This is a genomic window from Caballeronia sp. GAWG1-5s-s (genome assembly GCF_023631445.1).
GTDB lineage: Bacteria > Pseudomonadota > Gammaproteobacteria > Burkholderiales > Burkholderiaceae > Caballeronia.
The window spans coordinates 382,816-405,444 of sequence record NZ_JALQDC010000022.1 but is presented as its reverse complement, the minus strand read 5'-3'; the positions used below and the strand labels follow the sequence as shown (position 1 = coordinate 405,444).

Annotated in this window: 20 protein-coding genes; 11 read left to right on the top strand and 9 right to left on the bottom strand. The window is 63.9% G+C overall.

Annotated features, from left to right (window positions below):
* Window positions 1-26 precede the first annotated feature (26 nt).
* The gene (hmuQ, locus tag NCR34_RS16140) at window positions 27-341 is read left to right on the top strand and encodes a heme-degrading protein HmuQ (RefSeq protein ID WP_175941445.1); all 315 of its coding nucleotides are present in this window, start codon (window positions 27-29) and stop codon (window positions 339-341) included.
* Between the two features lie 74 nt (window positions 342-415).
* On the opposite strand, the gene NCR34_RS16135 is transcribed toward hmuQ, so the two are convergent.
* Both NCR34_RS16135 and lhpI read right to left on the bottom strand, forming a co-directional pair.
* Window positions 416-736, bottom strand: a complete 321-nt coding sequence (locus NCR34_RS16135; RefSeq protein ID WP_244140097.1) for a hypothetical protein — start codon at window positions 734-736, stop codon at window positions 416-418.
* A gap of 82 nt (window positions 737-818) precedes the next feature.
* Window positions 819-1,760 carry a bifunctional Delta(1)-pyrroline-2-carboxylate/Delta(1)-piperideine-2-carboxylate reductase gene (gene lhpI, locus NCR34_RS16130; RefSeq protein WP_250500455.1) on the bottom strand — a complete coding sequence of 314 codons (942 nt, stop codon included), beginning with the start codon at window positions 1,758-1,760 and terminating at the stop codon, window positions 819-821.
* Between the two features lie 234 nt (window positions 1,761-1,994).
* Between lhpI and ppk2 the strand changes: the two genes are divergently transcribed.
* A complete protein-coding gene (gene ppk2 / locus NCR34_RS16125) occupies window positions 1,995-2,891 on the top strand; it encodes a polyphosphate kinase 2 (RefSeq protein ID WP_175941441.1) in 897 nt (298 codons plus the stop codon).
* Window positions 2,892-2,897: 6 nt separating this feature from the next.
* Here the strand turns inward: ppk2 and NCR34_RS16120 are convergent, their stop codons facing one another.
* From NCR34_RS16120 to NCR34_RS16100, 5 genes are all read right to left on the bottom strand, one after another.
* A complete protein-coding gene (locus NCR34_RS16120; RefSeq protein ID WP_250500454.1) occupies window positions 2,898-3,119 on the bottom strand; it encodes a hypothetical protein in 222 nt (73 codons plus the stop codon).
* 145 nt (window positions 3,120-3,264) lie between these two features.
* Window positions 3,265-4,770 (bottom strand): efflux transporter outer membrane subunit, encoded by a 1,506-nt coding sequence (locus NCR34_RS16115; RefSeq protein ID WP_284506574.1) that lies wholly within the window; start codon window positions 4,768-4,770, stop codon window positions 3,265-3,267.
* A gap of 8 nt (window positions 4,771-4,778) precedes the next feature.
* Window positions 4,779-7,979: an efflux RND transporter permease subunit gene (locus NCR34_RS16110; RefSeq protein WP_250500452.1), complete on the bottom strand. Its 3,201-nt coding sequence runs from the start codon at window positions 7,977-7,979 to the stop codon at window positions 4,779-4,781.
* A gap of 31 nt (window positions 7,980-8,010) precedes the next feature.
* Window positions 8,011-9,207 carry an efflux RND transporter periplasmic adaptor subunit gene (locus NCR34_RS16105; RefSeq protein ID WP_250500451.1) on the bottom strand — a complete coding sequence of 399 codons (1,197 nt, stop codon included), beginning with the start codon at window positions 9,205-9,207 and terminating at the stop codon, window positions 8,011-8,013.
* A 55-nt stretch (window positions 9,208-9,262) separates the two neighbouring features.
* Window positions 9,263-10,081 carry an alpha/beta hydrolase gene (locus NCR34_RS16100; RefSeq protein ID WP_250500450.1) on the bottom strand — a complete coding sequence of 273 codons (819 nt, stop codon included), beginning with the start codon at window positions 10,079-10,081 and terminating at the stop codon, window positions 9,263-9,265.
* Between the two features lie 216 nt (window positions 10,082-10,297).
* On the opposite strand from NCR34_RS16100, the gene NCR34_RS16095 reads away from it, so the two are divergent.
* The 4 genes from NCR34_RS16095 (at window position 10,298) to NCR34_RS16080 (ending at window position 14,316) form a co-directional block, all read left to right on the top strand.
* Complete coding sequence (locus tag NCR34_RS16095; RefSeq protein WP_248322475.1) at window positions 10,298-11,308, top strand: LysR family transcriptional regulator; 1,011 nt, start codon at window positions 10,298-10,300, stop codon at window positions 11,306-11,308.
* Window positions 11,309-11,560: 252 nt separating this feature from the next.
* Entirely contained in the window at window positions 11,561-11,899 is a 339-nt protein-coding gene (locus NCR34_RS16090) for a DUF4148 domain-containing protein (protein WP_175941427.1), read from the top strand.
* Window positions 11,900-11,938: 39 nt separating this feature from the next.
* The gene (locus tag NCR34_RS16085) at window positions 11,939-12,085 is read left to right on the top strand and encodes a hypothetical protein (protein ID WP_206469471.1); all 147 of its coding nucleotides are present in this window, start codon (window positions 11,939-11,941) and stop codon (window positions 12,083-12,085) included.
* 1,766 nt (window positions 12,086-13,851) lie between these two features.
* Window positions 13,852-14,316: a DUF3331 domain-containing protein gene (locus NCR34_RS16080; RefSeq protein WP_206469470.1), complete on the top strand. Its 465-nt coding sequence runs from the start codon at window positions 13,852-13,854 to the stop codon at window positions 14,314-14,316.
* 52 nt (window positions 14,317-14,368) lie between these two features.
* Here NCR34_RS16080 and NCR34_RS16075 read toward each other — a convergent pair whose 3' ends face one another.
* Window positions 14,369-14,983, bottom strand: a complete 615-nt coding sequence (locus NCR34_RS16075; protein WP_250500449.1) for an NAD(P)-dependent oxidoreductase — start codon at window positions 14,981-14,983, stop codon at window positions 14,369-14,371.
* A gap of 436 nt (window positions 14,984-15,419) precedes the next feature.
* Here NCR34_RS16075 and NCR34_RS16070 point away from each other — a divergent pair, with 436 nt between their 5' ends.
* Window positions 15,420-15,617 (top strand): hypothetical protein, encoded by a 198-nt coding sequence (locus NCR34_RS16070; protein ID WP_159833576.1) that lies wholly within the window; start codon window positions 15,420-15,422, stop codon window positions 15,615-15,617.
* A 256-nt stretch (window positions 15,618-15,873) separates the two neighbouring features.
* Window positions 15,874-16,521: a phosphoribosyltransferase gene (locus NCR34_RS16065; protein WP_250500448.1), complete on the top strand. Its 648-nt coding sequence runs from the start codon at window positions 15,874-15,876 to the stop codon at window positions 16,519-16,521.
* On the opposite strand, the gene mdeB is transcribed toward NCR34_RS16065, so the two are convergent.
* Window positions 16,518-19,232 (bottom strand): alpha-ketoglutarate dehydrogenase, encoded by a 2,715-nt coding sequence (gene mdeB / locus NCR34_RS16060; RefSeq protein ID WP_250500447.1) that lies wholly within the window; start codon window positions 19,230-19,232, stop codon window positions 16,518-16,520. The two genes, NCR34_RS16065 and mdeB, sit on opposite strands and share 4 nt — an antisense overlap.
* A 138-nt stretch (window positions 19,233-19,370) precedes the next feature.
* On the opposite strand from mdeB, the gene NCR34_RS16055 reads away from it, so the two are divergent.
* The 3 genes from NCR34_RS16055 to NCR34_RS16045 all read left to right on the top strand — a co-directional run bounded on the left by NCR34_RS16055 (window position 19,371) and on the right by NCR34_RS16045 (window position 22,595).
* Window positions 19,371-19,901 carry an Lrp/AsnC family transcriptional regulator gene (locus NCR34_RS16055; RefSeq protein ID WP_250473710.1) on the top strand — a complete coding sequence of 177 codons (531 nt, stop codon included), beginning with the start codon at window positions 19,371-19,373 and terminating at the stop codon, window positions 19,899-19,901.
* Window positions 19,902-20,595: 694 nt separating this feature from the next.
* Window positions 20,596-21,492 (top strand): ATP adenylyltransferase family protein, encoded by an 897-nt coding sequence (locus NCR34_RS16050; protein ID WP_250500446.1) that lies wholly within the window; start codon window positions 20,596-20,598, stop codon window positions 21,490-21,492.
* Between the two features lie 68 nt (window positions 21,493-21,560).
* Entirely contained in the window at window positions 21,561-22,595 is a 1,035-nt protein-coding gene (locus NCR34_RS16045; RefSeq protein WP_250500526.1) for a S1C family serine protease, read from the top strand.
* Window positions 22,596-22,629 lie beyond the last annotated feature (34 nt).

Genomic DNA, 22,629 nt, shown 5'->3' with positions numbered 1-22,629 from the left:
CAATCACCACAAAGGAAAGTATCGACATGTATATCGCCATGAATCGCTTCAAGATCGTGCCCGGCGCAGAAGCCGACTTCGAGCGCCTATGGACGAGCCGCGACACGCATCTCAAGGACGTCGCCGGCTTCGTCGAATTTCATTTGCTTAAGGGCCCGGCCAAGGACGATCATGTCCTCTATTCGAGCCACACGATCTGGGCGAATCGGGCGGCGTTCGAAGACTGGACGCGGTCCGACGCCTTTCGCGCCGCGCATCGCAACGCAGGCGGCGAGACGCGCCAGCTCTATCTCGGGCACCCTGAATTCGAAGGCTTCGAAGTTATTCAGACCGTCAAGTAGCACGTTTCTTTTACACGTTGATGAAAGAATGTGCTTAAAGAGCGTGCGCTACGACCGCTTTCGGCGCTTCGAAATCAGGCCTTCGCGCCGCGCGCCATGCGCTGCAACGTAGAGGAGTCAATGGCGGCGGCGCAGATCCGCACTGCCTCTTTGAGCGTACGCGGTCTGCCGGCGCCGAATTCCGTCTCCAGCATGGCGACGGCGCGCACGCGCTCCTCGTTGCCGAGCTGCTCGCCGGTCGCCATTTCGAGGACGGAGATGAAATAAGCGGCGGGCGGCGCGGCGCGCCCTTGCACAGAAGGCGCCGGCGCCCGCGCCACCGCAAGGTCGTTGCTATGGGCGGTTCGGTATTCTGCCGGCCATGCCGCCCGGTCGGTGTCGATTCGACTGTTCATTGATCTGTTCATTCGCTGGAGTGCTTGAGCGCCGTCGCGCAATCGTCATCGAGCAAACTTACAGCAAAGGTTGTTCCACCTGTCACCCGGCTTGGCTCTGGTCGGACAAGACTGCCCTCGCAACGCGGCAGGCCGCGAGGTCCCAGGCCGCGCATCCGACCGACTTGAAAACCACCGGAACGTCGGGTCTTTCATGCGATGCAAGCGCCGTCGCGAGCGGCCGAACCGCGTTCCAGTCGATTCCGGCGAGGATGAAATCGCCCGCTTCGTGGCGCGCGCCTGCGAGATCGTCGACGAACAAGGCGCTGGCTTGAATGGTCGAGGCCGCGATTTCGGCGGCATCGGCGGTGAAGGCGCCTACGCCTATCACGAGTCGCGCCGCGCTGGCCGCAAGCGTGTACACGGGGGTCTTGCTGGTGGTCGTGGTAATCACCACGTCGATGGAATCCGGTATCGCCGGACCTTCGAGCGGGACCAGGTTCGGCGAAAGCGCGGCATGGTCCGCGCAGAAAGCGCTCGCGCGCCCCGCACGCGACCCGAGAATAAACAGGCGCGCTTCCGGATACAGGCTTGCGAGCGCTTCCACATGCGACACCGCCTGCTTTCCGGTACCGATGACGAGCACTTCGCGCGGACTGCCGGCCGCCAGCGCGCGTATCGCCAGCATGGAGACCGCGGCCGTTCTGCGACCCGTGACCGTGGGACCGTCGAACATGAACTGGGGCACGCCCGTGGTGGCGTCGAAAGCGGTGACCTGACCGTGAATCGTCGCGAGGCCGCGCGCGCCATTGCCCGGGCACACGTTCACGAGCTTGTGCATGGCAATGTCGGCGGCGGTTGCGGGCATCGAGAGCATGACCCCGCCGTGCGCAAGCGGGACCACCATCCGCTCAGGACTCTCGATGCGGCCGGCTGCATAATCGAGCATCGTCGCGGCGAGCGTATCCGCCAAGCGGTCGTAAGGCAGAAGGCGTGCGGTTTGCGCCGCGTCGAAAACGGGAATTGCGCCAGGTGTGTCGATCATCGTGCGGTTCGCCTCTGGAATGGTTGTGCCATCGTGATGCCATCAAACGCTCGACCATTCTAAGGGCCGCGCGGCTCGTGTCATAAAGCGCGCGGCTTCATACAATGAATGACGCGAGATGACGCGGAAGGCGGTGTCACACTACTGCCATGCGGGAACGTCACCATCGGGCGTTCTGCGCCGCCCGCACACTGCACTCAAGAAGCAGGCCACAGCACGCACATGGAGCATTCAATGACCACGACGGACAAGCAGCGCCGCTTTCACGCCGACCTGATCGACAGCTACGACGAAGAGTTCGAGATGGAAATCGACGATCGCTTCCTCGATGGCGAAGCGGCGTTCTCGGACGAAGAGCGGCAGCTTCGCAAGACCTATTTCCGCGAGTTGTTCCGGCTGCAGGGCGAGTTGGTGAAGCTACAGGACTGGGTGGTTCATACGGGCCACCGGCTTGTCGTGATCTTCGAGGGGCGCGATGCCGCTGGCAAGGGCGGCGCGATCAAACGCATCACGCAGCGGCTCAATCCGCGTGTCTGCCGCGTCGCCGCCCTCCCCGCGCCCAACAACCGCGAGCGCACGCAATGGTACTTTCAGCGATACGTCTCGCACTTGCCGGCGGGCGGCGAGATCGTGCTGTTCGACCGCAGCTGGTACAACCGCGCGGGCGTCGAGCGCGTGATGCACTTCTGCACCGACGAAGAGTATGAGGAATTCTTTCGCTCGGTACCGGAGTTCGAGAAGATGCTGGTGCGTAGCGGCATCCAGATCATCAAGTACTGGTTTTCGATCACCGACGACGAACAGGAAGTGCGCTTTCAGGCGCGAATCGAAGATCCGTTGAAGCAGTGGAAGCTGAGTCCGATGGATCTGGAGAGCCGCCGTCGCTGGGAAGCGTACACGGCGGCGAAGGAAGTCATGCTGCAACGCTCGCATATTCCCGAAGCGCCGTGGTGGGTCGTTCAGGCTGTCGACAAGAAGCGCGCGCGCCTCAACTGCATTCATCACCTGTTGAGCCAGGTGCCGTATCACGAGATAGAACACCCGCAGATCACGCTGCCCGAGCGCGTATTCAATCCCGATTACCTGCGTCAGCCCGTTCCGGAATCGATGTACGTCCCCGAAGTGTATTGAGTCAGTTCAGCAGCAGTGACGGCAGGCGATGCGCTCCACCGCCGTGCCGCCACGCTGACGCAGCGCCGCCTGATGCACGAAATGATAGACCTGCTGCGAGCCTCTGAGCAACATTACGAATGCGACTTGCGCGAGATTGAAGTCGAGCGACACCATCAGGCGCGTTAGAAGAAGCAGTGGCAGGACCACTGACGGTTGATATAACTGTCTTTCGATCAAAGCTCTCATTGCACGCTCCCGTTCCCATGATTGAGATTCTAGTGATCGCGTCGCACGGGATAAATGGGCGCCAGGTGAAGACATATGTTCCTCGCGACGAACAATCGCCTTCATGACAAAAGCCCCGCTTTGAGCGGGGCTTTGTGCGTTGGCATTACTTCTGCGCGAGGCTCGGTTCAGGCACGGGCGTCGGCATTGCATCGCCCCAGCCGCCGCCTAGTGCCCGAACGAGATTAACCGTCGATACCGCCTGCGCGCCCGCGAGCTGAACCGCCGCGCGCTGCGATTGCAGCACCGTGCGGTCCGCGTCGATCACGTCGAGATAGTTCACCGCGCCTTCCGTGTACTGCCTGCGCGACAGTTGCGCGGCGCGCACGGACGCATTCACCGCATCCGCTTGCGTCGCCGTCTGCGTTTCCAGGATGCGCAAGTCCGACAGGTTGTCCTCGACTTCACGAAACGCCACGAGCACTTGCTGACGATAATTGGCCACGTCCTCTTCGTAGATGGCGCGCGCATTGGCGAGATTGCCCTTGCGACGTCCGCCATCGAAGATCGGCAGATTCAGCATGGTGCCCGCGAACGGTCCCAGCAGGAACGTGCGGCTCGACCAGTTGAAGAGATCGCCGAGCGTGGCCGATTCGAACCCGCCCGAACCCGTCAGCGTGAGCGACGGAAAGAACGCCGCCTTTGCCACGCCGATGCGCGCGTTGGCCGCCGCCATCGACCGCTCGGCAGCCGCAATGTCCGGGCGACGTTCGAGCAAGGAAGACGGCAAGCCGGGCGGCACGTGCACGGTCACAGGCTTGAGCGGATTAGCGGCCATCGAAAACTCGGCGGGCGTCTTGCCGAGCAATACCGCGAGACTATGCTCCGATGCCGCCCGTAGCCGTTGCACGGTCATCGCATCCGAACGCGCGGTCGCGAGTTCCGACTTGGCGCGTGCGACATCGAGTTCGCTGATATCGCCTTCGGCGAACCGTCGCTGCGCGAGCTTAAGCGCTTCTTCACGCAGCGTCACGGTGCGCGTGTACACGTCCAGTTCGGCATCGCGCTCGCGCAGCTCGAAGTAGTTCTGCGCGACATCCGCCTGCAACGCGAGCTGCACGGAACGGAACAACGCTTCGCTTTGCTGCGTGTCGGCGTTGGCGGCCTGCACGGTATTGGACACGCGCCCGAACAGATCCACCTCGTACGACACGCTCGCCTGCGCGCGCCACAAGGTCTGCGCCGGAACGTTCGCGTCCGGAGGCAGGAACTGCGATGCGGGCGAGAACTTCTCGCGCGTCGGACCGAAGCCTGCGTCGAGCGTCGGAAAGAGCCCGGCACGCGCAGTCTGATTGATCGCCCGCGCTTCCTTCACGCGCGCCGCCGCGGCTTTCAGGTTCTGATTGGCTTCTTGCGCCTGACGTTCCAGATCGTTGAGCGTGGCATCGTCGAAGAGCGTCCACCATTCGCCGCGCATCATTTCTTCCGAAGGCTGCGCGGTCTTCCAGGTGCCCGCTTCCGAAGGCGCGAGCGTCGGCGTTTCCTTATAGGCGCTCGGTGCGTTGACGTCCGGCTTTTCATACGTGGGCGCGAGCGAACATCCCGCGACCACCAGCAACGCGCTCATCAGCGCGGGCAAACCCAGCCATTTTTGTATAGGCATCTTGTTCATTATCGACCTCATTGCGCCTCGTACGATGCGCCGATACCGCGCATCTGCGGATGCGTGCCATGCTTGTCCGTCACATGTTCGGTGCGGCTCAGCTTGCGCAGAATCACGTAGAACACCGGCGTGAGCATCAGGCCGAAGAGCGTCACGCCCAACATGCCGAAGAACACCGCGACGCCCATGGCGTGCCGCATTTCAGAGCCTGCGCCCGACGACAACACGAGCGGCACCACGCCCATGATGAACGCGATGGACGTCATCAGAATCGGACGCAGACGCAGACGGCTGGCTTCGATCGCGGCCTGCACGATGGAGCGCCCCTGCATTTCCAGTTCGCGTGCGAATTCGACAATCAGAATCGCGTTCTTCGCGGACAAGCCCACGAGCACCATCAAGCCGATCTGCGTGAAGATGTTGTTGTCGCCGTCGGTGAGCCATACGCCGAGCAGCGCGGACAAGATACTCATGGGCACGATCAGGATGACCGCGAGCGGCAGCGTGAGGCTTTCATACAGCGCGGCCAGCACGAGGAACACGAGCAGCACGCTGATCGGGAACACCCATAGCGCCGCGTTGCCCGCGAGGATCTGCTGGTACGTGAGATCGGTCCATTCGAACTTGATCCCGCGCGGCAGCACTTCCGCTGCGATGCGTTCGGCCGCCGCCTGCGCCTGCCCCGACGAATAGCCGGGCGCGGGACCGCCGTTGATGTCCGCTGCGGTATAGCCGTTGTAGCGCACTACCATTTCGGGGCCATACGTCGGCGAGACTTTCACGAGCGACGACAAAGGCACCATGTCGCCATTCGCATTGCGCGTCTTCAGCAAGCCGATGTCTTCCGGATTCGCGCGGAACGGCGCATCCGCTTGCACGCGAACCTGATACACGCGGCCGAAGCGATTGAAGTCGTTCACATACAGCGAGCCGAGATACACCTGCATCGTGTCGAATACATCGGTGACGGAGACGCCCAATTGCTTCGCCTTCACGCGGTCCAGATCGACGTTCAGCTGCGGCACGTTGATCTGATAGCTGGAGAACGTCGGCCCCAGTTCCGGCGTTTGCGATGCACGCTTGATGAATGCCTGCGTGGCATCGGCGAGCGCTGCATAGCCGAGCGCGCCGCGATCTTCGAGCTGCATCTTGAAGCCACCGAGCGTGCCCAGGCCGAGCACCGGCGGCGGCGGGAACACGGCGATGAACGATCCCTTGATGCCCGCATACTTCTGATTCAGCGCGCCTGCGATGGCGTTCGCGGAAAGTGCCTTGTCATGCACGCGGTCCTTGAACGGCTTGAGCGTGACGAACACGATGCCCGCGCTCGACGAATTGGTGAAGCCGTTCACCGACAAGCCCGGAAACTCCACCGCGCTTTCGACGCCCGGCTGCTTCAGAGCGATGGCGCTCATTTCGCGGATCACGCCTTCGGTACGGTCGAGCGATGCGCCGTTCGGCAACTGCGCGAAGCTGATCAGATACTCCTTGTCCTGCGCGGGCACGAAGCCGCCCGGCACGATCTTGCCCATCAATACCGCGCCGCCGAGCAGCACCGCATAGAGCACCATCATGATCGCCTTGCGGTTGATGACGCTTTTCACGCCCTTGCTGTACGACTCGGAGCCACGGTGAAACACCGCGTTGAAGCGCCGGAAGAAGCCACCGAACACGCGATCCATGCCGCGCGTGAGCCAGTCCTTCGGCTCGTCGTGACCCTTGAGCAGCAGCGCGGCCAGCGCGGGCGACAGCGTCAGCGAGTTGAACGCGGAGATCACCGTCGAGATGGCGATGGTCATCGCGAACTGCTTGTAGAACTGGCCCGTCAAGCCGGACATGAACGCGAGCGGCACGAACACGGCCACGAGTGTCAGCGCAATCGCGATGATCGGCCCGCTCACTTCGCGCATGGCCTGATACGTGGCCTCTCGCGCGGACAAGCCCGCTTCGATGTTGCGCTCGACGTTCTCGACCACCACGATCGCGTCGTCCACGACGATACCGATGGCGAGCACCATGCCGAAGAGCGACAGCGCGTTGATCGAGAAACCGAATGCGAGCAACAGCGAGAACGTACCGACGATCGACACCGGCACGGCGAGCAACGGAATGATCGACGCACGCCACGTCTGCAAGAACACGATCACCACGAGCACGACGAGCGCAATGGCTTCCGCGAGCGTATGGATCACGGCTTCGATACTGGAACGCACGAACTGCGTCGGGTCATAGACGATCTGATATTCGAGGCCCGCAGGCATGTCCGCCTGCAGTTCCTTCATCGTCTTGCGCACTTCGTCGGAGATTTGCAGTGAGTTCGCGCCAGGCTGCTGATTGATCGCGATAGCCACGGCCGACTTGTTGTCGAGCAACGAGCGCAAGCCGTATTCGGACGCCGCGAGTTCGACACGCGCGACATCGCCGAGATGCGTGACCGCGCCGTCCGGCGACGTTTTCAGCACGATATCGCGGAACTCCGACTCGTTCTGCAAGCGGCCGCGCGCATTCACGTTAAGTTGCAGCGGCACGTTAGGCAGCGTGGGCGAACCGCCGATCACGCCGGCCGCGACCTGCACGTTCTGCTCGCGAATGGCGTTGACGACATCGGTCGCCGTCAGGCCGCGCTGCGCGACCTTTTGCGGATCGAGCCATACACGCATCGAGTAATCGCCCGAGCCCCACAGTTGCACTTCGCCGACGCCGGCGATGCGTTCGAGCCGGTCCTTCACGTTGATCAGCGCGTAATTGCGCAGATACGTCATGTCGTAACGGCCGTTGGGCGAGTTCAGGTGGACCACCATCGTGAGCGTGGGCGACGACTTGATCGTCGTGACGCCGAGCCGCTGCACGTCTTGCGGCAGACGCGGCAACGCCTGGTTCACGCGGTTCTGCACGAGCTGGGTGTTCTTGTCCGGATCGGTGCCGAGCTTGAACGTGACCGTGGTCGTGAGGTTGCCGTCGCTGTTGGCCTGCGACTGCATGTAGAGCATGTCCTCTACGCCGTTGATCTGCTCTTCGAGCGGCGAAGCGACGGTCTCCGCGATCACCTTCGGATTCGCGCCCGGATACTGCGCATGCACGACCACCGAAGGCGGCACGACTTCCGGATACTCGGAGATCGGCAGCCTGAACATCGCGATGATCCCGGCCAGCAGCACGACCACCGATAACACGCCCGCAAAAATCGGGCGGTCGATGAAGAATTTGGATATGTTCATGACGGGTTCTGTTCGTTACGAATGACGCGCATCACTGTGCCGATGCCGTCTTCACCGCGGGCGCATCGCCGGCGTTGTTCATGGCGACGGCGTTGACCTTCACGACATCGTTCGGACGCACGCGCTGCAAGCCGTTCACGACGATGCGCTCGCCCGGAGCGAGTCCCTTCGCGATGACGCGCAGGCCATCGTGCGTCTGCCCCAGCGTGACTTCGCGGTATTGCACGCGGTTGTCCTTGTCCACGACCATCACGTACTTCTTGTCCTGATCCGTGCCGATGGCGGCGTCGTCGACGAGCACTGCGGGATGCGGCGTGCCGCCGCCCACCTTGATGCGTGCATACAGCCCCGGCACGAGCGATCCATCCGGGTTGTTGAAGCGCGCGCGCACGCGGATGGTGCCGGACGTCGTATCGAGCCGGTTATCGACCGAATCGACGACGCCTTCGCGCGAATAGCCGTCCTCGTTCGCCAGGCCCAGCGAGACAGGCACGGTGCTGCCCGCATCGCGTCCGAGATAGCGCAGGTACGTCTGCTCGTCCACATCGAACGAGGCGTAGATCGGCGAAACCGAGACGAGCGTCGTCAAAAGCGGCGCGTTCGCGCCCGTCGAGACGATGTTCCCGACCGTCAGTTCCGCGCGCGAGACGCGGCCCGACACCGGCGCGACGATATGCGTGTACGCGAGGTTGATCTTCGCGGCTTCGAGCGCGGCCTGCGCGGCCTTGAGGTTCGCGACGGCCTCGCGGGCGGCGTTCTGCTTCTCGTCGTAGTCGCGCTTGGCAATGGCGTTGTCCGCGAGCAGACGTTCGGCGCGCGCCGCGTCCGTCGACGTATAGCCGTTGCGGGCCTGCGCTGCCGCGAGCTGCGCCTGCGCGCGATCCACTTCGGCTTCGTAGGGACGCGGATCGATGGTGAAAAGCGGATCGCCCTTCTTCACGAGCGCGCCGTCCTTGAAATGAACCGCGACGATGGTGCCGGGCACGAGCGGACGAATGTCCACGTGATTCACCGCTTCGAGCCTGCCGGAATAGCTCTGCCAATCCGTGATGGTCTTCGACACGACGGTCGCCACGTCCACTTCGGTGGCGGTCGGACTGTGTGCCGCGGCGCGCGCCTGATTGATGGCCGCGTCGCCCTGGCCGCGCCAGACGGTATAGCCGCCCGCGCCTGCGATGATCAGCGTCGCGCCTAGCGCGGCGTAGATGCGTTTGCGAGTGAACATCATGATGGAAAGCTCCGGTTGCGTTGAGTTCGTATTGTTGTGGTGCGTGGCTTTGCGCTTATGTGGTGCGCGCGAGCCGTTTCCTGAAGAAGGCGACGACATCCTTCAATGCCGCCGCGTGCGCCGCGAGCGCCTGGTGCGATGCCTTGCAGTGGCGCGTGACTTCGGTCGGCACGCCCGCCGCAATGAGTTCGGCCGCGTATTTCTCGGCTTCGATATGCAGCAGGTCATGCTCCGCGCTTGCGATCAATGCAGGAGGCAAGCCAGCGAGACGCCGTGATTCGAGCGGCGCGGCATACGGATGCAAACGTTGCGACGCGTTCGGCAAGTACGCGCGATAGCACCGCGCGCACTCGCTGAGTTCGAGATCGGGGCACAGAACCTTGCGCTCGTCGGCCACGCGCGTCATGCTCGGATCGAGCAGCGGCGCGAGCAGCGCCTGCGCCGACACGCGAATGTCGCCGCGATCGCGAGCGATGGCAGCCACGCACGTCGCGAGGTTGCCGCCTGCATCGTGGCCCGCGACGCCCATGCGCTGCGGGTCCGCGCGCTGGCCGCGTGCATGCGCGAAGGCCCATTGCGCCGCGCGATAGCCGTCTTCCGGCGCGGCGGGAAACGGATAGGCCGGCGCGAGCGAATAGCCGACGGACACGACCCACGCCGGCGTATCGCGCGCGATGGTCGAAGCGGCGATGTCGGCATCGTCCAGATTGCCGTGTGTAAAACCACCGCCATGAAAATAGAGCACGATGGGCAAGACAGTGCCATCGGATGCCGGGCGATAGCTGCGCAGCACGATTGGCTGGACGTGCCCTGCGATATGCACCTCTTCGATGCACAGTCTCGGGCGTTGCTCCTGATCCAGCAGTGTTGCCATGGTTATTCCGTTCGCACGGCCTTGCGTACAAGGCGTCCGCGCATGAGTTGCGATGGTGCGAATTCTGGAGTCCACGCCTTTTTAGATAAATGCCTATAATCCGGCAACACAATTCGGTCGCCCCGAACAATCGGGGCAATCGTGGCTAGACCGCGCAATTCATTTCTTAGCCACCCGCTTAATTCCTCGCTCACTCAGCATCGAAGGTACGAGAACATGGATCGGCTACAAGCAATGCAGGTCTTTACCCGCGTCGTCGACACGAACAGCTTTTCGCGGGCAGCGGATACGCTCAATTTGCCGCGCGCGTCCGTGACGACGATCATTCAAAACCTCGAAGCGTTTCTCAACGTGCGCCTGCTTCAGCGCACGACGCGCAGGCTCAATCTCACTCCGGACGGCGCGGCTTATTACGAGCGCTGCGTGCGCATTCTCGCGGATATCGAAGAAGCGGAAAGCACGTTCTCCAACAACGGCAAAGGCCCGCACGGCAAGCTGCGCGTGGATATGCCGGGCGCAATCGGGCGTCTGATCGTGATGCCTCAGCTATGCGATTTTCACACGCGCTATCCGGATATCGAGCTGATGATGGGCTTCGGCGACAAGCCCGTCGATCTCATTCAGGAAGGCGTCGACTGCGTGATTCGCGTGGGCACGCTGCAGGATTCGAGTCTCGTCGCGCGGCGCATCGGCGTGTTTCAGGGCGTGACCGTGGCGAGTCCGCAATATCTGGAGCGTCACGGCACGCCCAAGACACTCGACGATTTGCAGAACCACACGGCGGTCAATTATTTCTCGAGCCGCACGGGCCGCATCATGGATATGGATTTCGTCGTGGACGGGGAAACCATCGAAGTGAAGATGCGCGGCATGATCGCGGTGAACGACGCCGAAGCGTATCTCAGCTGCGGGCTGAAGGGCGTCGGCATCGTGCAGGTCGCGCGTTTCATGGCGCTGCCTTATTTGCGCTCGGGCGAACTCATCGAAGTCTTGCCGCAATGGAATCCCTTGCCGATGCCTATTTCCGCGGTCTATCCGCACAACCGGCATTTGTCGCCGAAAGTGCGCGTCTTCGTGGACTGGGTTGCCGAGCTATTCGAACGCTGCCCGCTGCTGCAAGGACAGAAGGATGCGGAAGAGCGTTGCCTGCCGACGAGCACCGCATCGCCGATGATCGTGCGTCATGGCACGCCCGAAGTGGCGGGCACCGCAGACGTCGTGGTCTAACGAAGCACCGCTGTTCTTCTCGTTTCTCGAATGCTTTCCATCGCCATGATGGAAAGCATTCTCTCATTTCCCGCTTACTTCAATGACGACGCCGCGAGCGATTATTCGCGGATGTCGATAAATCTATTCGCGGATGGGGCATTTATCCGCCGGCACCGCGCGACTACATTTCGTCCTGCCACGACGCATCGCTCAACGTGAACGATGCGCCGTATCCCGATGCATATGGAACGGATCGAAAGGAGTCGCAACATGAAAAGCTTTATCGTCGCGAGTGTCTCGCTTGCCGCTATCTCTGCCGTCATTTCGAGCACGGCTTTCGCTGAAGGCGGACAAGGCATTGGCCGTGCGGGAACGTATCTGACTCAGACCACGTCGAGCACGAGCGAAGCACCGAAGACTCGCGCGCAAGTCCGTGCCGAACTTGCAGCGGCTTACTCCGACGGCTCGCTGCCGGCATTGAATCGCAATAGCTATCCGTCGCGCAGCATGTGGGGCGATGCGGTCGCCGCTCAAGCGGAAGCGCGCAATCGCGGGATCGTCGAGTATGCGAATGGGTCGCCGGTGCGAAACAATGTCGTCGCGCGTTAAATTATTTCGCTTACCTAACTATTCCAAATGAGGTCGATTATGTTCGATAACACGTCGCTCGAACAATTCTCCATGCTCGACGATTTCGCGCCGACCGCGCCCGTGTGGCGGCCGTTCGTGCAGCCGGCATCGACCGATGGGTTGCAGGTCGCGGAAGAATGCGGCGATTGTGCGGCGCTTTCGTGAGCACGCTCGGTCGCGCCGATGCGTTCGTTGGATGCGGGCGCGATCTGGGCTTCAGACAGGCGCGCGCGGCATTGTAGTCGCGTGACGGGAGTTGTTGCGAAGGTGGCTTGGGTGGTCTGTTGTACGTCGGGAAGAGAGGTAGCCCCGGCGCTGCCGCTTGTCTCCCCGCAATGACGGCGGGCGCGATGGCCTTGCTGGCGCCCTCTCTCGCTGAATCCTCATGACGCTCGTTCTCGCCTAAGCGGGCCAAACTGCATTTCCGCAGCGAAATGGCTTACCGTCCGGTTGCTGCATTTATTGCGCTCGCATGGCTTTCCGGCGCGGGCGATAGCGGTCCAACGTCGTGGCCGTAGATCAGAACGCCGGCTTATCCCGCGAGCTTCGACGCCGGCCACGCGCCCGCCCTAGGGCCTGTTCCTTTCGAGTCGATTGCAACGCGCGCTGAATGCGGCCCGTACTATGGCCGAAACCTAGCCCACCGCGGCGCTCGCTCTTTCTCGCCTGAGCGGGCCGAAGCGCGGTTCCGCCGCGAAACGGCTTACCGCCGAGTGTTGCTTCGACTTGCGTTCGCAGCGCTATTGAGCCCGGGCGATTGCGGTCCGAGGCCTTGGCGGTGGGTCAGATTGCCGGCTTATACGGCGGGCTTCGGCGCTGGGCCGCGCGCCCGCACTAGGGCCTGTTCGTTTCGAGTTCGGCTCAACGCCCGCTGAATGCAGCCCGCACTATGGCCGGGACTGAGCCCACGGCGGCGCTCGCTCTTTCACGCCTGGGGGCGTCAAACCGCGGTTCCGCCGCCAAACGGCTTACCGCCGACTATTGCTTCGATTTGCGCTCACAGAACTCTTGGCCGCGCGCGATTTCGGTCCAAGGCCGTGGCGGTGGATCAGAACGCAGGCTTATAGGGCGGCCTCCCGCGCTGGGCCACGCGCCCTCACTAGGGTCTGATTCTTTCGGTCTCAACGCCCGCTGAATCGTGCCCTCACTATAGCCGGGACCGAGCCCACGGCGGCGCTCGCCGCCGGGCGCAGACTCCGCGCGCTCATCCGGCCTTGTGGGCAAGGCGCCTCTCCTTGCTAGCCCGCACTGCCGGTCCTCTGCCGTCGGCTGCTTTCGTGCTCGTTTCGCGTCCGCAGCCTCTCTTATATCAACGCGTCGTTGCGCTTTCGTCGCCTGAGGCGACCAATCTGAACTGCTCGGGCAAGCGTCGAGTGTCGGCCCATTGCCGCACGCGCACTTGTGCATCTGTTTTCAACCGGCGCCTGCCTGGTCTCGATTCGTCACCTACGTGCGCGGCAGCGGGCCGAGACCGCCGCGGCGGCTCGTCGTGTTGCCTTGTGCGACACGGGTCGCCATAGGGCCGCGTGCGGCCATCTGAGCCAGCCAGATCGTCGCATCCTTGCGCCTCAGGCGCGACCCGCGCACGAGCGCCAGACCGAACGGCCAGGGCTCCCACACAGACGTGGCCGCGCGATCTGCCGAACAAACCCACGTCGCCCGTACGGAAAAGCGCGCCGTTTGTCTCCCTGCCGCGACTAAACAGTGCCGCGCCGTCCGGCCTTCGATCAAAGGCGAGACCCGCCGCAAACCCCCGCCACGCAAGGCTGGGCGCCGGTCCACATACCAATCCGGCGGCCCGCAATCGCACCCCGCTCGCTCCCCTTTCGGATTATTCGTAGTAACGGGACAGTGTTTTCACCTATCCCATATTTATCGGAATATGCTTAATGACGTACGTTCTAGGTCGAGTCAAAGCCTGGAACAATGCCATGACAGCTTTTTCGAAAAGAGCGGACCCGTGGTCACAGACCGTCCACCAACTTGAAACCATCCCCGTCGAGTCGGGGCGGACCGCGCCGTCGCAGAAGACGGCCCGCGCCGAAAGCGCCTTCCTCGAACGCCTGACCCGCGACTGGAATCGCACGCATCCGCGGGAGTCGAACGACCGCTTGCCTTTCCCGCAGGCCATCGTGCGCGTGATCGAGCGCCCGAGCAGCGCGACTGCGCTCGTTTATTGGTCCGATCCGGGAACGTGCCATTACGGCTATCAGGGCTGGCGCGCCACCACCGCGTCCGGCGACGGCGTGTGCTCGCTTTCGGGCATGCCGATTCATCGCGGGGATCAGGTGTATCGGCCGTCGCAGCGCGATCCGAAGCCCCAGAACGCATCGGCGATGATTCTCGCCGCCGCGATGCCCAAGACCGAGGAAGTCGAAGCCGACGTCCACGGCTGAGGGAAGGGGGCGGGCGCGCGGCGCGGGCGGCGCTCCGCGCGGCCGCCTGCGGTCAATAGCCGACCGTGAACCGCTGCTTGATATGCGCACCGCGTTCGAACTCGTCGAGGAACGCGATCGCGAAATCGTCGAAGGAAATCCAGCTTCGGCCGTTGGCATCGACCAGCAGTTCGTCGACGCCCGTGCGAAACCGCTGCGTGCGCGGGCCGCTCACGAACTCCGCCGACGGCGACACGAACGTCCAGTTCAGGTCGCGGTCGCGGCGCAGGGCGTCGAGAAACGCGGCGCCTGCTGTCGCTTCCGCGCGGTAGGCGTCTGGAAAGTCCGGGGCGTCGAGCAGGCGCTGGCCGGGCGCGAGATACAGACTGCCCGCCCCGCCCACGACCAAGAGCCGCTCCACGCCCGCGCGCTTCACCGCGCCCACGATCGCGCCCTCGGGCACGGTCGAAAAACGCGTCGCGCTGAAGACGGCGTCGTGTCCGGCGATGGCATCGGCGAGCGCGTCGAGATCGAGCGCATCCACGTCTCGCGCGTCGAGACCTTCGCGCTTTTCCAGCTTCGACGTGTCGCGGGCGAGCGCCGTCACGGTGTGTCCGCGCCGCAACGCTTCGTGCGTGAGCCGGCTTCCGACATTGCCGGTAGCGCCGATGATCGCGATCCTGCTCATGTTTCTTTTCTCCTTGTTTTACCGCGTGCGCATGGACGTCGCGCGCGCCTCTCGCGCCGGATGCCGGTAAGGAACGTCGAGTGAGCGGTCCTGATGGTTCGGATTCCTTCCCGCGAACAGCCGTTGGCGAGAACGATCGTACGGGACGCCGCTGAGTCCAGCAACGCGCCCGATGCGGGGATGCAATTTCCGCGCCGCTTTGTCACGTCCGCGTCCGATACTGCTCCGCCGGCGTCATAAGAAAAAATCGCTTCGGCCGGCGCGCGCCGCCGTTACACTAGAGCCCCCGCGCTCTTTGACATTGCGTCATTACGGCGAATACCGGCGCGCCGGACGCGTATGTTGCGGATGCGTGCTCAATCGAAGTCGTCAATTTGTCACGACACTGGTTTATCTTGCAGGTCCTCGCCGCTCCCTTACCGGAAAGGAGTTAATCGTGAAGAATCCGCAATTGCAGAGTGCCATCGAAGGACGCAACAATCCGGCAGGCGAGACTGCCTACGAGCCGATTCCGGTCGGCGCTGCGCCCGCCGAGTCAGCCGAGAAAACGGGCTACTCGGACTCGCTGGACATTCCGCTCAATTACGGCATCGTGATGGACGCTCTCAGGGACGCAGTGCGCGCGAATCTCTGAGCGTTCGAATCCCTCATGCGAAAGCGCCCCCGAGTCGGGGGCGCTTTTTTTTCGCCGGGCCGGTTCCTGGCGCGCCGCCGTGCGCGTGCGCTCGTTCACATGGGTAACAGACGATTTATCGCCTACGATGTAGGGATGCTCCTCCTAGGCGGATGCGCGCAAGCGCCCGGCGACCCGCGCCGTGCGGCCATCACGCGTGCCTCGGCGTGATGCCGATCAGGACGACAGTCCCACGCGCCGGCAAGACCCAAGCCACATGGATTCCTTCTTCAAGGACCGGCGCGAAGCCGGCCGCGAACTCGCCACGCTGCTCGCGGATTACGCGAACCGCGACGACGTGATCGTGCTCGGCCTCCCACGCGGCGGCGTGCCGGTAGCCTTCGAAGTGGCGAGCGCGCTTGGCGCTGCGTTGGACGTGCTCATCGTGCGCAAGCTGGGCGTGCCGTCGCAGCCCGAGCTTGCGATGGGCGCGATCGCGTCCGGCGATGCCTTCTATCTTGATGACCGCATCGTCGGCTATGCGGGCGTCAGCAAGCCCGAACTCGACGCCGTGATCGAGGGCGAGCGCGCGGAACTGGCCCGGCGCGAGGCGATGTATCGCGGGTCGCGTCCGCCGCTCGATACCGCCGGCAAGGTCGCGATCGTCGTGGACGACGGCATGGCCACCGGCGCCACCATGCGCGCCGCCGCGATGTCGCTGCGCAACGGCGGCGCCGCGCCCGCGCGCCTGATCGCGGCGTTGCCGGTCGCGCCGCTGGATGCGGCGTCGCGCTTCGCCGAAGTCGTCGATTCATGCGTCTGCGTGCTTCAGCCGCGTCACTTTCTGGGCGTCGGGCAGTTCTACATCGACTTCGAGCAGACGAGCGACGACGAAGTGCGCGCGCTGCTAGGACTGAGCGCCTAGCGCGTCCACGGAGCGTCGCGTTCGCCATGCGTCGCGCCGTACTTCTCCCGCGCGAGCCGCAGCACCGCGCGCTCGATCAGGCCGTCGTCCGCCAGCGCCTTCAGCGCCGCAAGCACGATGGCCACGCGGTCCACCTCGAAGAACGCGCGCAGCGACTGCCGCGTGTCGCTGCGCCCGAACCCGTCGGTGCCGAGCGTCACGTAACGGCGGGGCACATGGGCGCGGATCAGCTCGGGCACCGCGCGCACGTAGTCGGTCGCGGCGATCACCGGCCCGCGCGATGCCTGCAGCGCGCGCGTCACATAGGGCGTCGGCGCGTCGTCGGAGAGGCGGTCCATGCGCTCGCACGCCGCGCCATCGCGATGCAGTTCCGCATAACTCGTCACGCTCCACACGGCCGCCGCGATGTTCCAGTCGGCTTCGAGCATGGCGCGCGCAGCGATCGCCTCGTTGAGGATCGCACCCGAACCGAGCAGTTGCACCTGAGCGCTACTCGCCTCGTCATCGCCGGAAATGCGGTGGATGCCGCGCAGAATGCCTTCGCGCGTGGCCGGATCGAGCGTCTTGCCGGGCGCGGAGGGTTGCGCGTAGTTCTCGTTCGTGACGGTGAGGTAGTAGAACACGTCGCGTTGGCGCGTCAACATCTCCTGCATGCCCTCGTCGACGATCGCCGCGACTTCGTACGCAAACGCGGGATCGTAGGCGCGGCAGTTCGGAATGGTCGATGCCGTCAGATGACTCGTGCCGTCCTGATGCTGCAAGCCCTCGCCGCCGAGCGTCGTGCGCCCGGACGTCGCGCCGATCAGGAAGCCGCGCGAACGCTGATCCGCCGCCGCGAAAATCAGATCGCCGATGCGCTGGAAGCCGAACATCGAGTAGTAAATGTAGAACGGCAGCATCGGCAGATCGTGGACGCTATAGGACGTCGCCGCCGCGATCCACGACGAAATCGCGCCGGCCTCGGAGATGCCCTCTTCGAGAATCTGCCCGCGCGTGTCCTCGCGGTAGTAAAGCATCGAGCCCATGTCTTCCGGCTCGTAAAGCTGGCCGAGCGGCGAATAGATGCCCACTTGCCGGAACAGATTCGCCATGCCGAAGGTGCGCGCTTCGTCGGCCACCACCGGCACGATGCGCGGGCCGAGCGTCGCGTCCTTCATCAGACTGCCGAGCATGCGCACGAACGCCATGGTCGTGGACATCTCCTTGCCGGCGCTGTCGAGCGCGAATTGCGCCCAGGTGCCGAGCGCAGGCGGCACGAGCGATTCCGACGCCTTCGCGCGTCGCCGCGGCAGGTAGCCGCCGAGCGCCGCGCGGCGTTCGTGCAGATAGCGCATTTCCGGGGCGTCGTCGGCGGGCTTGTAGAACTTCAGCGCCTCGACGTCGGCATCGGAAAGCGGCAGGCGAAAGCGGTCGCGGAACGCTTTGAGGTCGTCGAGATCCAGCTTCTTTTGCTGATGCGTGGTCATGCGGCCCTGCCCGACCGTTCCCATGCCGAAGCCTTTCATCGTCTTCGCGAGGATCACCGTCGGCTGGCCCGTGTGGGCGAGCGCTTTTGCGTACGCCGCATGCAGCTTGCGCACGTCATGGCCGCCGCGCCGCAAACGGTCGATGTCTTCATCCGACAAATGCGCGGCGAGCGCGGCCAGTTCCGGGTTCTGGCCGAAAAAGCGCTCGCGGTTGTAGCGGCCGTCGTTGGCGGAAAAGGTCTGAAACTGGCCGTCGACCGTATGCGCGAACGCGCGCAGCAACGCGCCGGTGCGGTCGCGCGCGAAAAGCGCGTCCCAGTCCGATCCCCACAATACCTTGATTACATTCCAGCCCGCGCCGGTGAACTGCGCTTCGAGTTCGTCGACGATGCGCCCGTTGCTGCGCACCGGTCCATCCAGCCGCTGCAAATTGCAGTTGATGACGAACACGAGGTTGTCGAGCCGTTCGCGCGAAGCCAGCGACAGCGCGCCGATCGACTCGGGCTCGTCCATCTCGCCATCGCCGAAAAAGCCCCAGACCTTGCGCCCTTCCGTCTGCTTCAGGCCACGGTTTTGCAGATAGCGCATGAAGCGCGCTTGGTAGATCGAGTTGATCGGCCCGATGCCCATCGAGCCCGTCGGAAATTGCCAGAAATCAGGCATCAGCCACGGATGCGGATACGAGCACAGCCCCGGCCCGCCGATCTCGCGCCGGTAGTGCTGCAAATGCGCTCCATCAAGGAAGCCTTCGAGGAAGGCCCGCGCATACACGCCCGGCGACGAGTGCGGCTGAAAGTAGACGAGATCGCCGCCGTGATCGCCGCCCGCTGCGCGAAAGAAGTGATTGAAGCCCACTTCGAAGAGATCCGCGGCCGACGCGTAGCTCGCGATATGGCCGCCGAGTTCACCGTAGGCGCGGTTCGCGCGCACGACCATTGCCAGCGCGTTCCAGCGCAGCACGCCGGCGAGTTTCTCTTCGATGTCGAAGTTGCCCGGATACGGCGGCTGCTGTTCGACAGGAATGGTGTTGGCGTATGGCGTCGCGCGCGCCCGCGCCGATTCGACGCCGACCGACAGCGCATGCTCCGCGAGGCGGTCGAACAGATACTGCGCGCGCTCCTTCCCGACGTGGGCAACGACCGCATCGAGCGCATCCAGCCACTCGGCTGTTTCGCCGGGGTCCGCGTCTTCACGCCCCCGCGCAAGAGAAAGAAGCTGACTGGTTCCGTTCGACAAATCGGTCATGGCGCGGCTCCGCTGGCAGGCTAGTATCAGTCGAGGATAACCACTCGCGCGCAGAATGTGCATCTCATTTGGCTGCGAGATCGCTTTGCGGTAGTGTTCTTATTCTGCGAAAACGCGCGAAACAGGAATGATCGAACTATGAGCTCACAGACGAAGCAGCGGCTTGACCGCATCGACATCGGCATTCTCAACGAGCTTCAACACAACGCCCGCATTACGAATTCGGAACTTGCGCGCGCCGTCAATCTGTCGCCGACGCCCTGCTTCAATCGGGTGCGCGCGCTGGAGAAAGCCGGGCTTTTCAGGCAACACGTCACGCTGCTCAGTCCGGAGGCGCTGGGACTCAGCATCAACGTGTTCATTCAGGTGAGTCTGGAAAAGCAGATCAAGGACGCGCTGGCGCGCTTCGAGCAGGCGATCAGCGAGCGCCCGGAGGTGATGGAGTGTTATCTGATGACGGGCGATGCCGACTATCTGCTGCGCGTGGTGCTGCCCGACGTGGCGGCGCTGGAGCGCTTCATTCTGGAGCGGCTCACGAAGATGCCGGGCGTGTCGAACATTCGCTCGAGCTTTGCACTCAAGCAGGTGCGCTACAAAACGGCGCTGCCGCTGCCCGCGTCAGGTCTGACGTTGCCGGAGCCGAAGAACGGCGAGGAAGACTGGGCGTGACTTGTCCTGCGACAAAGGCTCCCTGAAACGGGAGCCTTCGCACACCCGGGTCACGCTCTCACGAAGAGAGCGGGAACCTTACGCCGAGATCTTGATGTCCACGGTCGTGTTGGTCGACGACGAGCTCGACGCCTTGGCCGTGCCGCCAGCGATGTTTGCTTGAGCCAGAGCAGCGCGTTCGATCTTTTGCATGTGCATACCTTCTTGAATAACGGTTGAAGCGATAGTGCTGTAACGCCGACGTCGCAGCTTTAAGCCGTGATCGTGACGGAGACGTTGGTGGTGGACGAAGACGTGCTCGACGCCTTGGCGGTGCCACCAGCGATGTTTGCCTGAACCAGAGCTGCGCGGTCGATCTTTTGCATGAGAGTGCCTCTCGCTAAAAACAAAGAATGTAGGTAACACGCCGGAAGACATCTGCGCTGCGCGCGCAATCCCGGACCAGCGTGGCGCTCAGTCGCGACGTCTATTCGTTATGTACAACGAACGGATAACTGCGTTTGCGAACGACTGAGTGCGAGAAAGTCTATCCAAGTCACCGCAATAAATGAACGCCGAAAAGTCTGAACTATCGAAGCTATTCCGTGCCGTTTCGCTGCCCAGACGTTTCATAGCGGCCGCCCGGAAACAGCTTCTGCACGCAATGTGCGCAGAGGCAGCAGAATGGTCGTTCCGGCAATCACTCGTCAGAAACATGAGCTCAACTTCACTGCCAGAAGCGCCTTCATGGGAAGCCGTCGTCGAGCAGACGGCGCGCGCGCTCGCGTGCGGCGCGCTGCGTCCGTTCGACACGATCGAGCACGTCATCGAGGAAGGCGGCGTGCGCTTTCTCGTGCGGCAAGCGGCGAATCTCGCGCGCAAGGAAGAGGCCGCGAAGCTCGCGGCCAAGTCTGCCACCGATGCGGCAAGCGCGTGGCGCGATCCGTTCTCGCCGTGCGAGGACGCCCTGCGCGTCGGCGATATCGGCGAGCGGCATTTCCTGTTGTTGAACAAGTTCAATGTCCTCGCGCACCATCTGCTGATCGTGACCACGCAGTTCGAGCCGCAAGAAGCCTTGCTCGATACCGACGACTTCGCCGCCCTGCTCGCGTGCCTGAACCGGTTCGACGGACTCGGGTTCTACAACGGCGGCGCCGTCGCCGGATCAAGCCAGCCGCACAAACACATGCAGATGGTGCGGCTGCCGCTCGACGGTCTCGCGGCGCCGATCGAGCCGTTGATCCGGAACGCGCGAAACGGCGCGATCTTCCGCGTGCCGGGGCTTGCGTTCGGTCACGCGGCGGCGTGGCTCGACGCCCTCTCCGACAACACGCCGCAACACGCGCACGACACGTATCGACGCTTGCTCGACGCGATCGGCGTCGAGCCGCTCGATGTCGCCGGGGCAACGCATCAGGCCGCGCCGTACAACTTGCTCGTCACGCGCCGCTGGATGCTCGCGGTGCCGCGCACGGCGGCCGATGTCGAAGGCATCGCGATCAACGCGCTCGGCTTCGCCGGCTCGCTTTTCGTGCGGGACGACACCCAGCGCCGCATCGTCGAGACGCTCGGGCCGATGAACCTGCTCGCCCGCGCCGCCGCCCGCGTCTGAGCCGCCGAGCGGGCTTGAAAACCGCCGGCGCGGCCCGCATGTCGCCTCTCGAATATCGGGAGTCCAACATGGGAAGCCGGCCACAATTCATCGACGATCTTGCGCGCGGCCCGCAAGACGCCCCGCAGTCACCGCCGCAGCCGCTCGACGACACCGCGCTGCTCGATGCCTATTCGCGCACCGTGATCGGCGCGCTGGAACGCGTGCAGCAGGCCGTCGTTTTCATCTCGGTCGAGCGCGAACTCGCCGATGCCCGCGGCGCGCGCCGTCAGGCGGGCGGCACCGGCTCGGGCTTCATTTTCACGCCCGACGGTTATCTGCTGACCAATAGCCACGTCGTCCACGGCGCGACGCGCATAACCGTGACGCTCGCTGACGGCGCGCACTTTCACGCCGATCTCGTCGGCGACGATCCGGGCAGCGATCTCGCGGTGTTGCGCATCGGCTCGCCGGAGCCGCTGCCGCACGTCGAACTGGGGGAATCGGGCAAGCTGCGCGTCGGCCAGATCGCGATCGCGGTCGGCAATCCGCTCGGCCTCGCCCAGACGGTGACGACAGGCGTCGTCTCGGCTCTCGGACGGTCGCTGCGCTCCACCTCCGGCCGCATGATCTACGACGTGATCCAGACCGATGCCGCGCTCAATCCCGGCAACTCGGGCGGTCCGCTCATCAATTCGGCGGGACAGGTGATCGGCGTGAACACGGCCATCATTTCGGGCGCGCAGGCCATTTCGTTCGCGACTGCCATCGATACGGCCAAGTGGGTCATCATGCAGATCTTCGCGTACGGACGCGTGCGGCGCGCGTATATCGGCGTAGCGGGAACGACGGCGCCGGTGTCGCGGCGCGTGCAACGCTTCTTCGGGCTGACGTCGGCGAGCGCGGTGCACGTCATGGAAGTCGTCAAGGGCAGTCCGGCCGCGCTGGGCGGGCTGCGCACGGGCGACCGTATCGTCGCGGTGGATGGCGTGAGCGTCGATAGCGTCGACGGCTTGCAGCGCGCGCTGGATGCATCGCGTATCGAGCGCGCGGTGAAGGTCGCGGTGCTGCGCGGCACGCAGATGATCGAGGTCGACGTGACGCCGGTTGAGCAGACGGGATGAGGGTTGGCGGGCGGGCGCCTTCGCCCCTCTCGGG

Bases quoted from the DNA above. Each gene is read 5' to 3' on its own strand.
- NCR34_RS16050 (WP_250500446.1), top strand. From the start codon at position 20,596: ATGAGCTCAACTTCACTGCCAGAAGCGCCTTCATGGGAAGCCGTCGTC.
- NCR34_RS16075 (WP_250500449.1), bottom strand. From the start codon at position 14,983: ATGAGCAGGATCGCGATCATCGGCGCTACCGGCAATGTCGGAAGCCGG.
- NCR34_RS16135 (WP_244140097.1), bottom strand. From the start codon at position 736: ATGAACAGTCGAATCGACACCGACCGGGCGGCATGGCCGGCAGAATAC.
- NCR34_RS16065 (WP_250500448.1), top strand. From the start codon at position 15,874: ATGGATTCCTTCTTCAAGGACCGGCGCGAAGCCGGCCGCGAACTCGCC.
- NCR34_RS16045 (WP_250500526.1), top strand. From the start codon at position 21,561: ATGGGAAGCCGGCCACAATTCATCGACGATCTTGCGCGCGGCCCGCAA.
- hmuQ (WP_175941445.1), top strand. From the start codon at position 27: ATGTATATCGCCATGAATCGCTTCAAGATCGTGCCCGGCGCAGAAGCC.
- lhpI (WP_250500455.1), bottom strand. From the start codon at position 1,760: ATGATCGACACACCTGGCGCAATTCCCGTTTTCGACGCGGCGCAAACC.
- NCR34_RS16100 (WP_250500450.1), bottom strand. From the start codon at position 10,081: ATGGCAACACTGCTGGATCAGGAGCAACGCCCGAGACTGTGCATCGAA.
- NCR34_RS16080 (WP_206469470.1), top strand. From the start codon at position 13,852: ATGACAGCTTTTTCGAAAAGAGCGGACCCGTGGTCACAGACCGTCCAC.
- NCR34_RS16105 (WP_250500451.1), bottom strand. From the start codon at position 9,207: ATGATGTTCACTCGCAAACGCATCTACGCCGCGCTAGGCGCGACGCTG.
- NCR34_RS16115 (WP_284506574.1), bottom strand. From the start codon at position 4,770: ATGAACAAGATGCCTATACAAAAATGGCTGGGTTTGCCCGCGCTGATG.
- NCR34_RS16090 (WP_175941427.1), top strand. From the start codon at position 11,561: ATGAAAAGCTTTATCGTCGCGAGTGTCTCGCTTGCCGCTATCTCTGCC.
- NCR34_RS16055 (WP_250473710.1), top strand. From the start codon at position 19,371: ATGAGCTCACAGACGAAGCAGCGGCTTGACCGCATCGACATCGGCATT.
- NCR34_RS16110 (WP_250500452.1), bottom strand. From the start codon at position 7,979: ATGAACATATCCAAATTCTTCATCGACCGCCCGATTTTTGCGGGCGTG.
- NCR34_RS16120 (WP_250500454.1), bottom strand. From the start codon at position 3,119: ATGAGAGCTTTGATCGAAAGACAGTTATATCAACCGTCAGTGGTCCTG.
- mdeB (WP_250500447.1), bottom strand. From the start codon at position 19,232: ATGACCGATTTGTCGAACGGAACCAGTCAGCTTCTTTCTCTTGCGCGG.
- NCR34_RS16095 (WP_248322475.1), top strand. From the start codon at position 10,298: ATGGATCGGCTACAAGCAATGCAGGTCTTTACCCGCGTCGTCGACACG.
- ppk2 (WP_175941441.1), top strand. From the start codon at position 1,995: ATGACCACGACGGACAAGCAGCGCCGCTTTCACGCCGACCTGATCGAC.
- NCR34_RS16085 (WP_206469471.1), top strand. From the start codon at position 11,939: ATGTTCGATAACACGTCGCTCGAACAATTCTCCATGCTCGACGATTTC.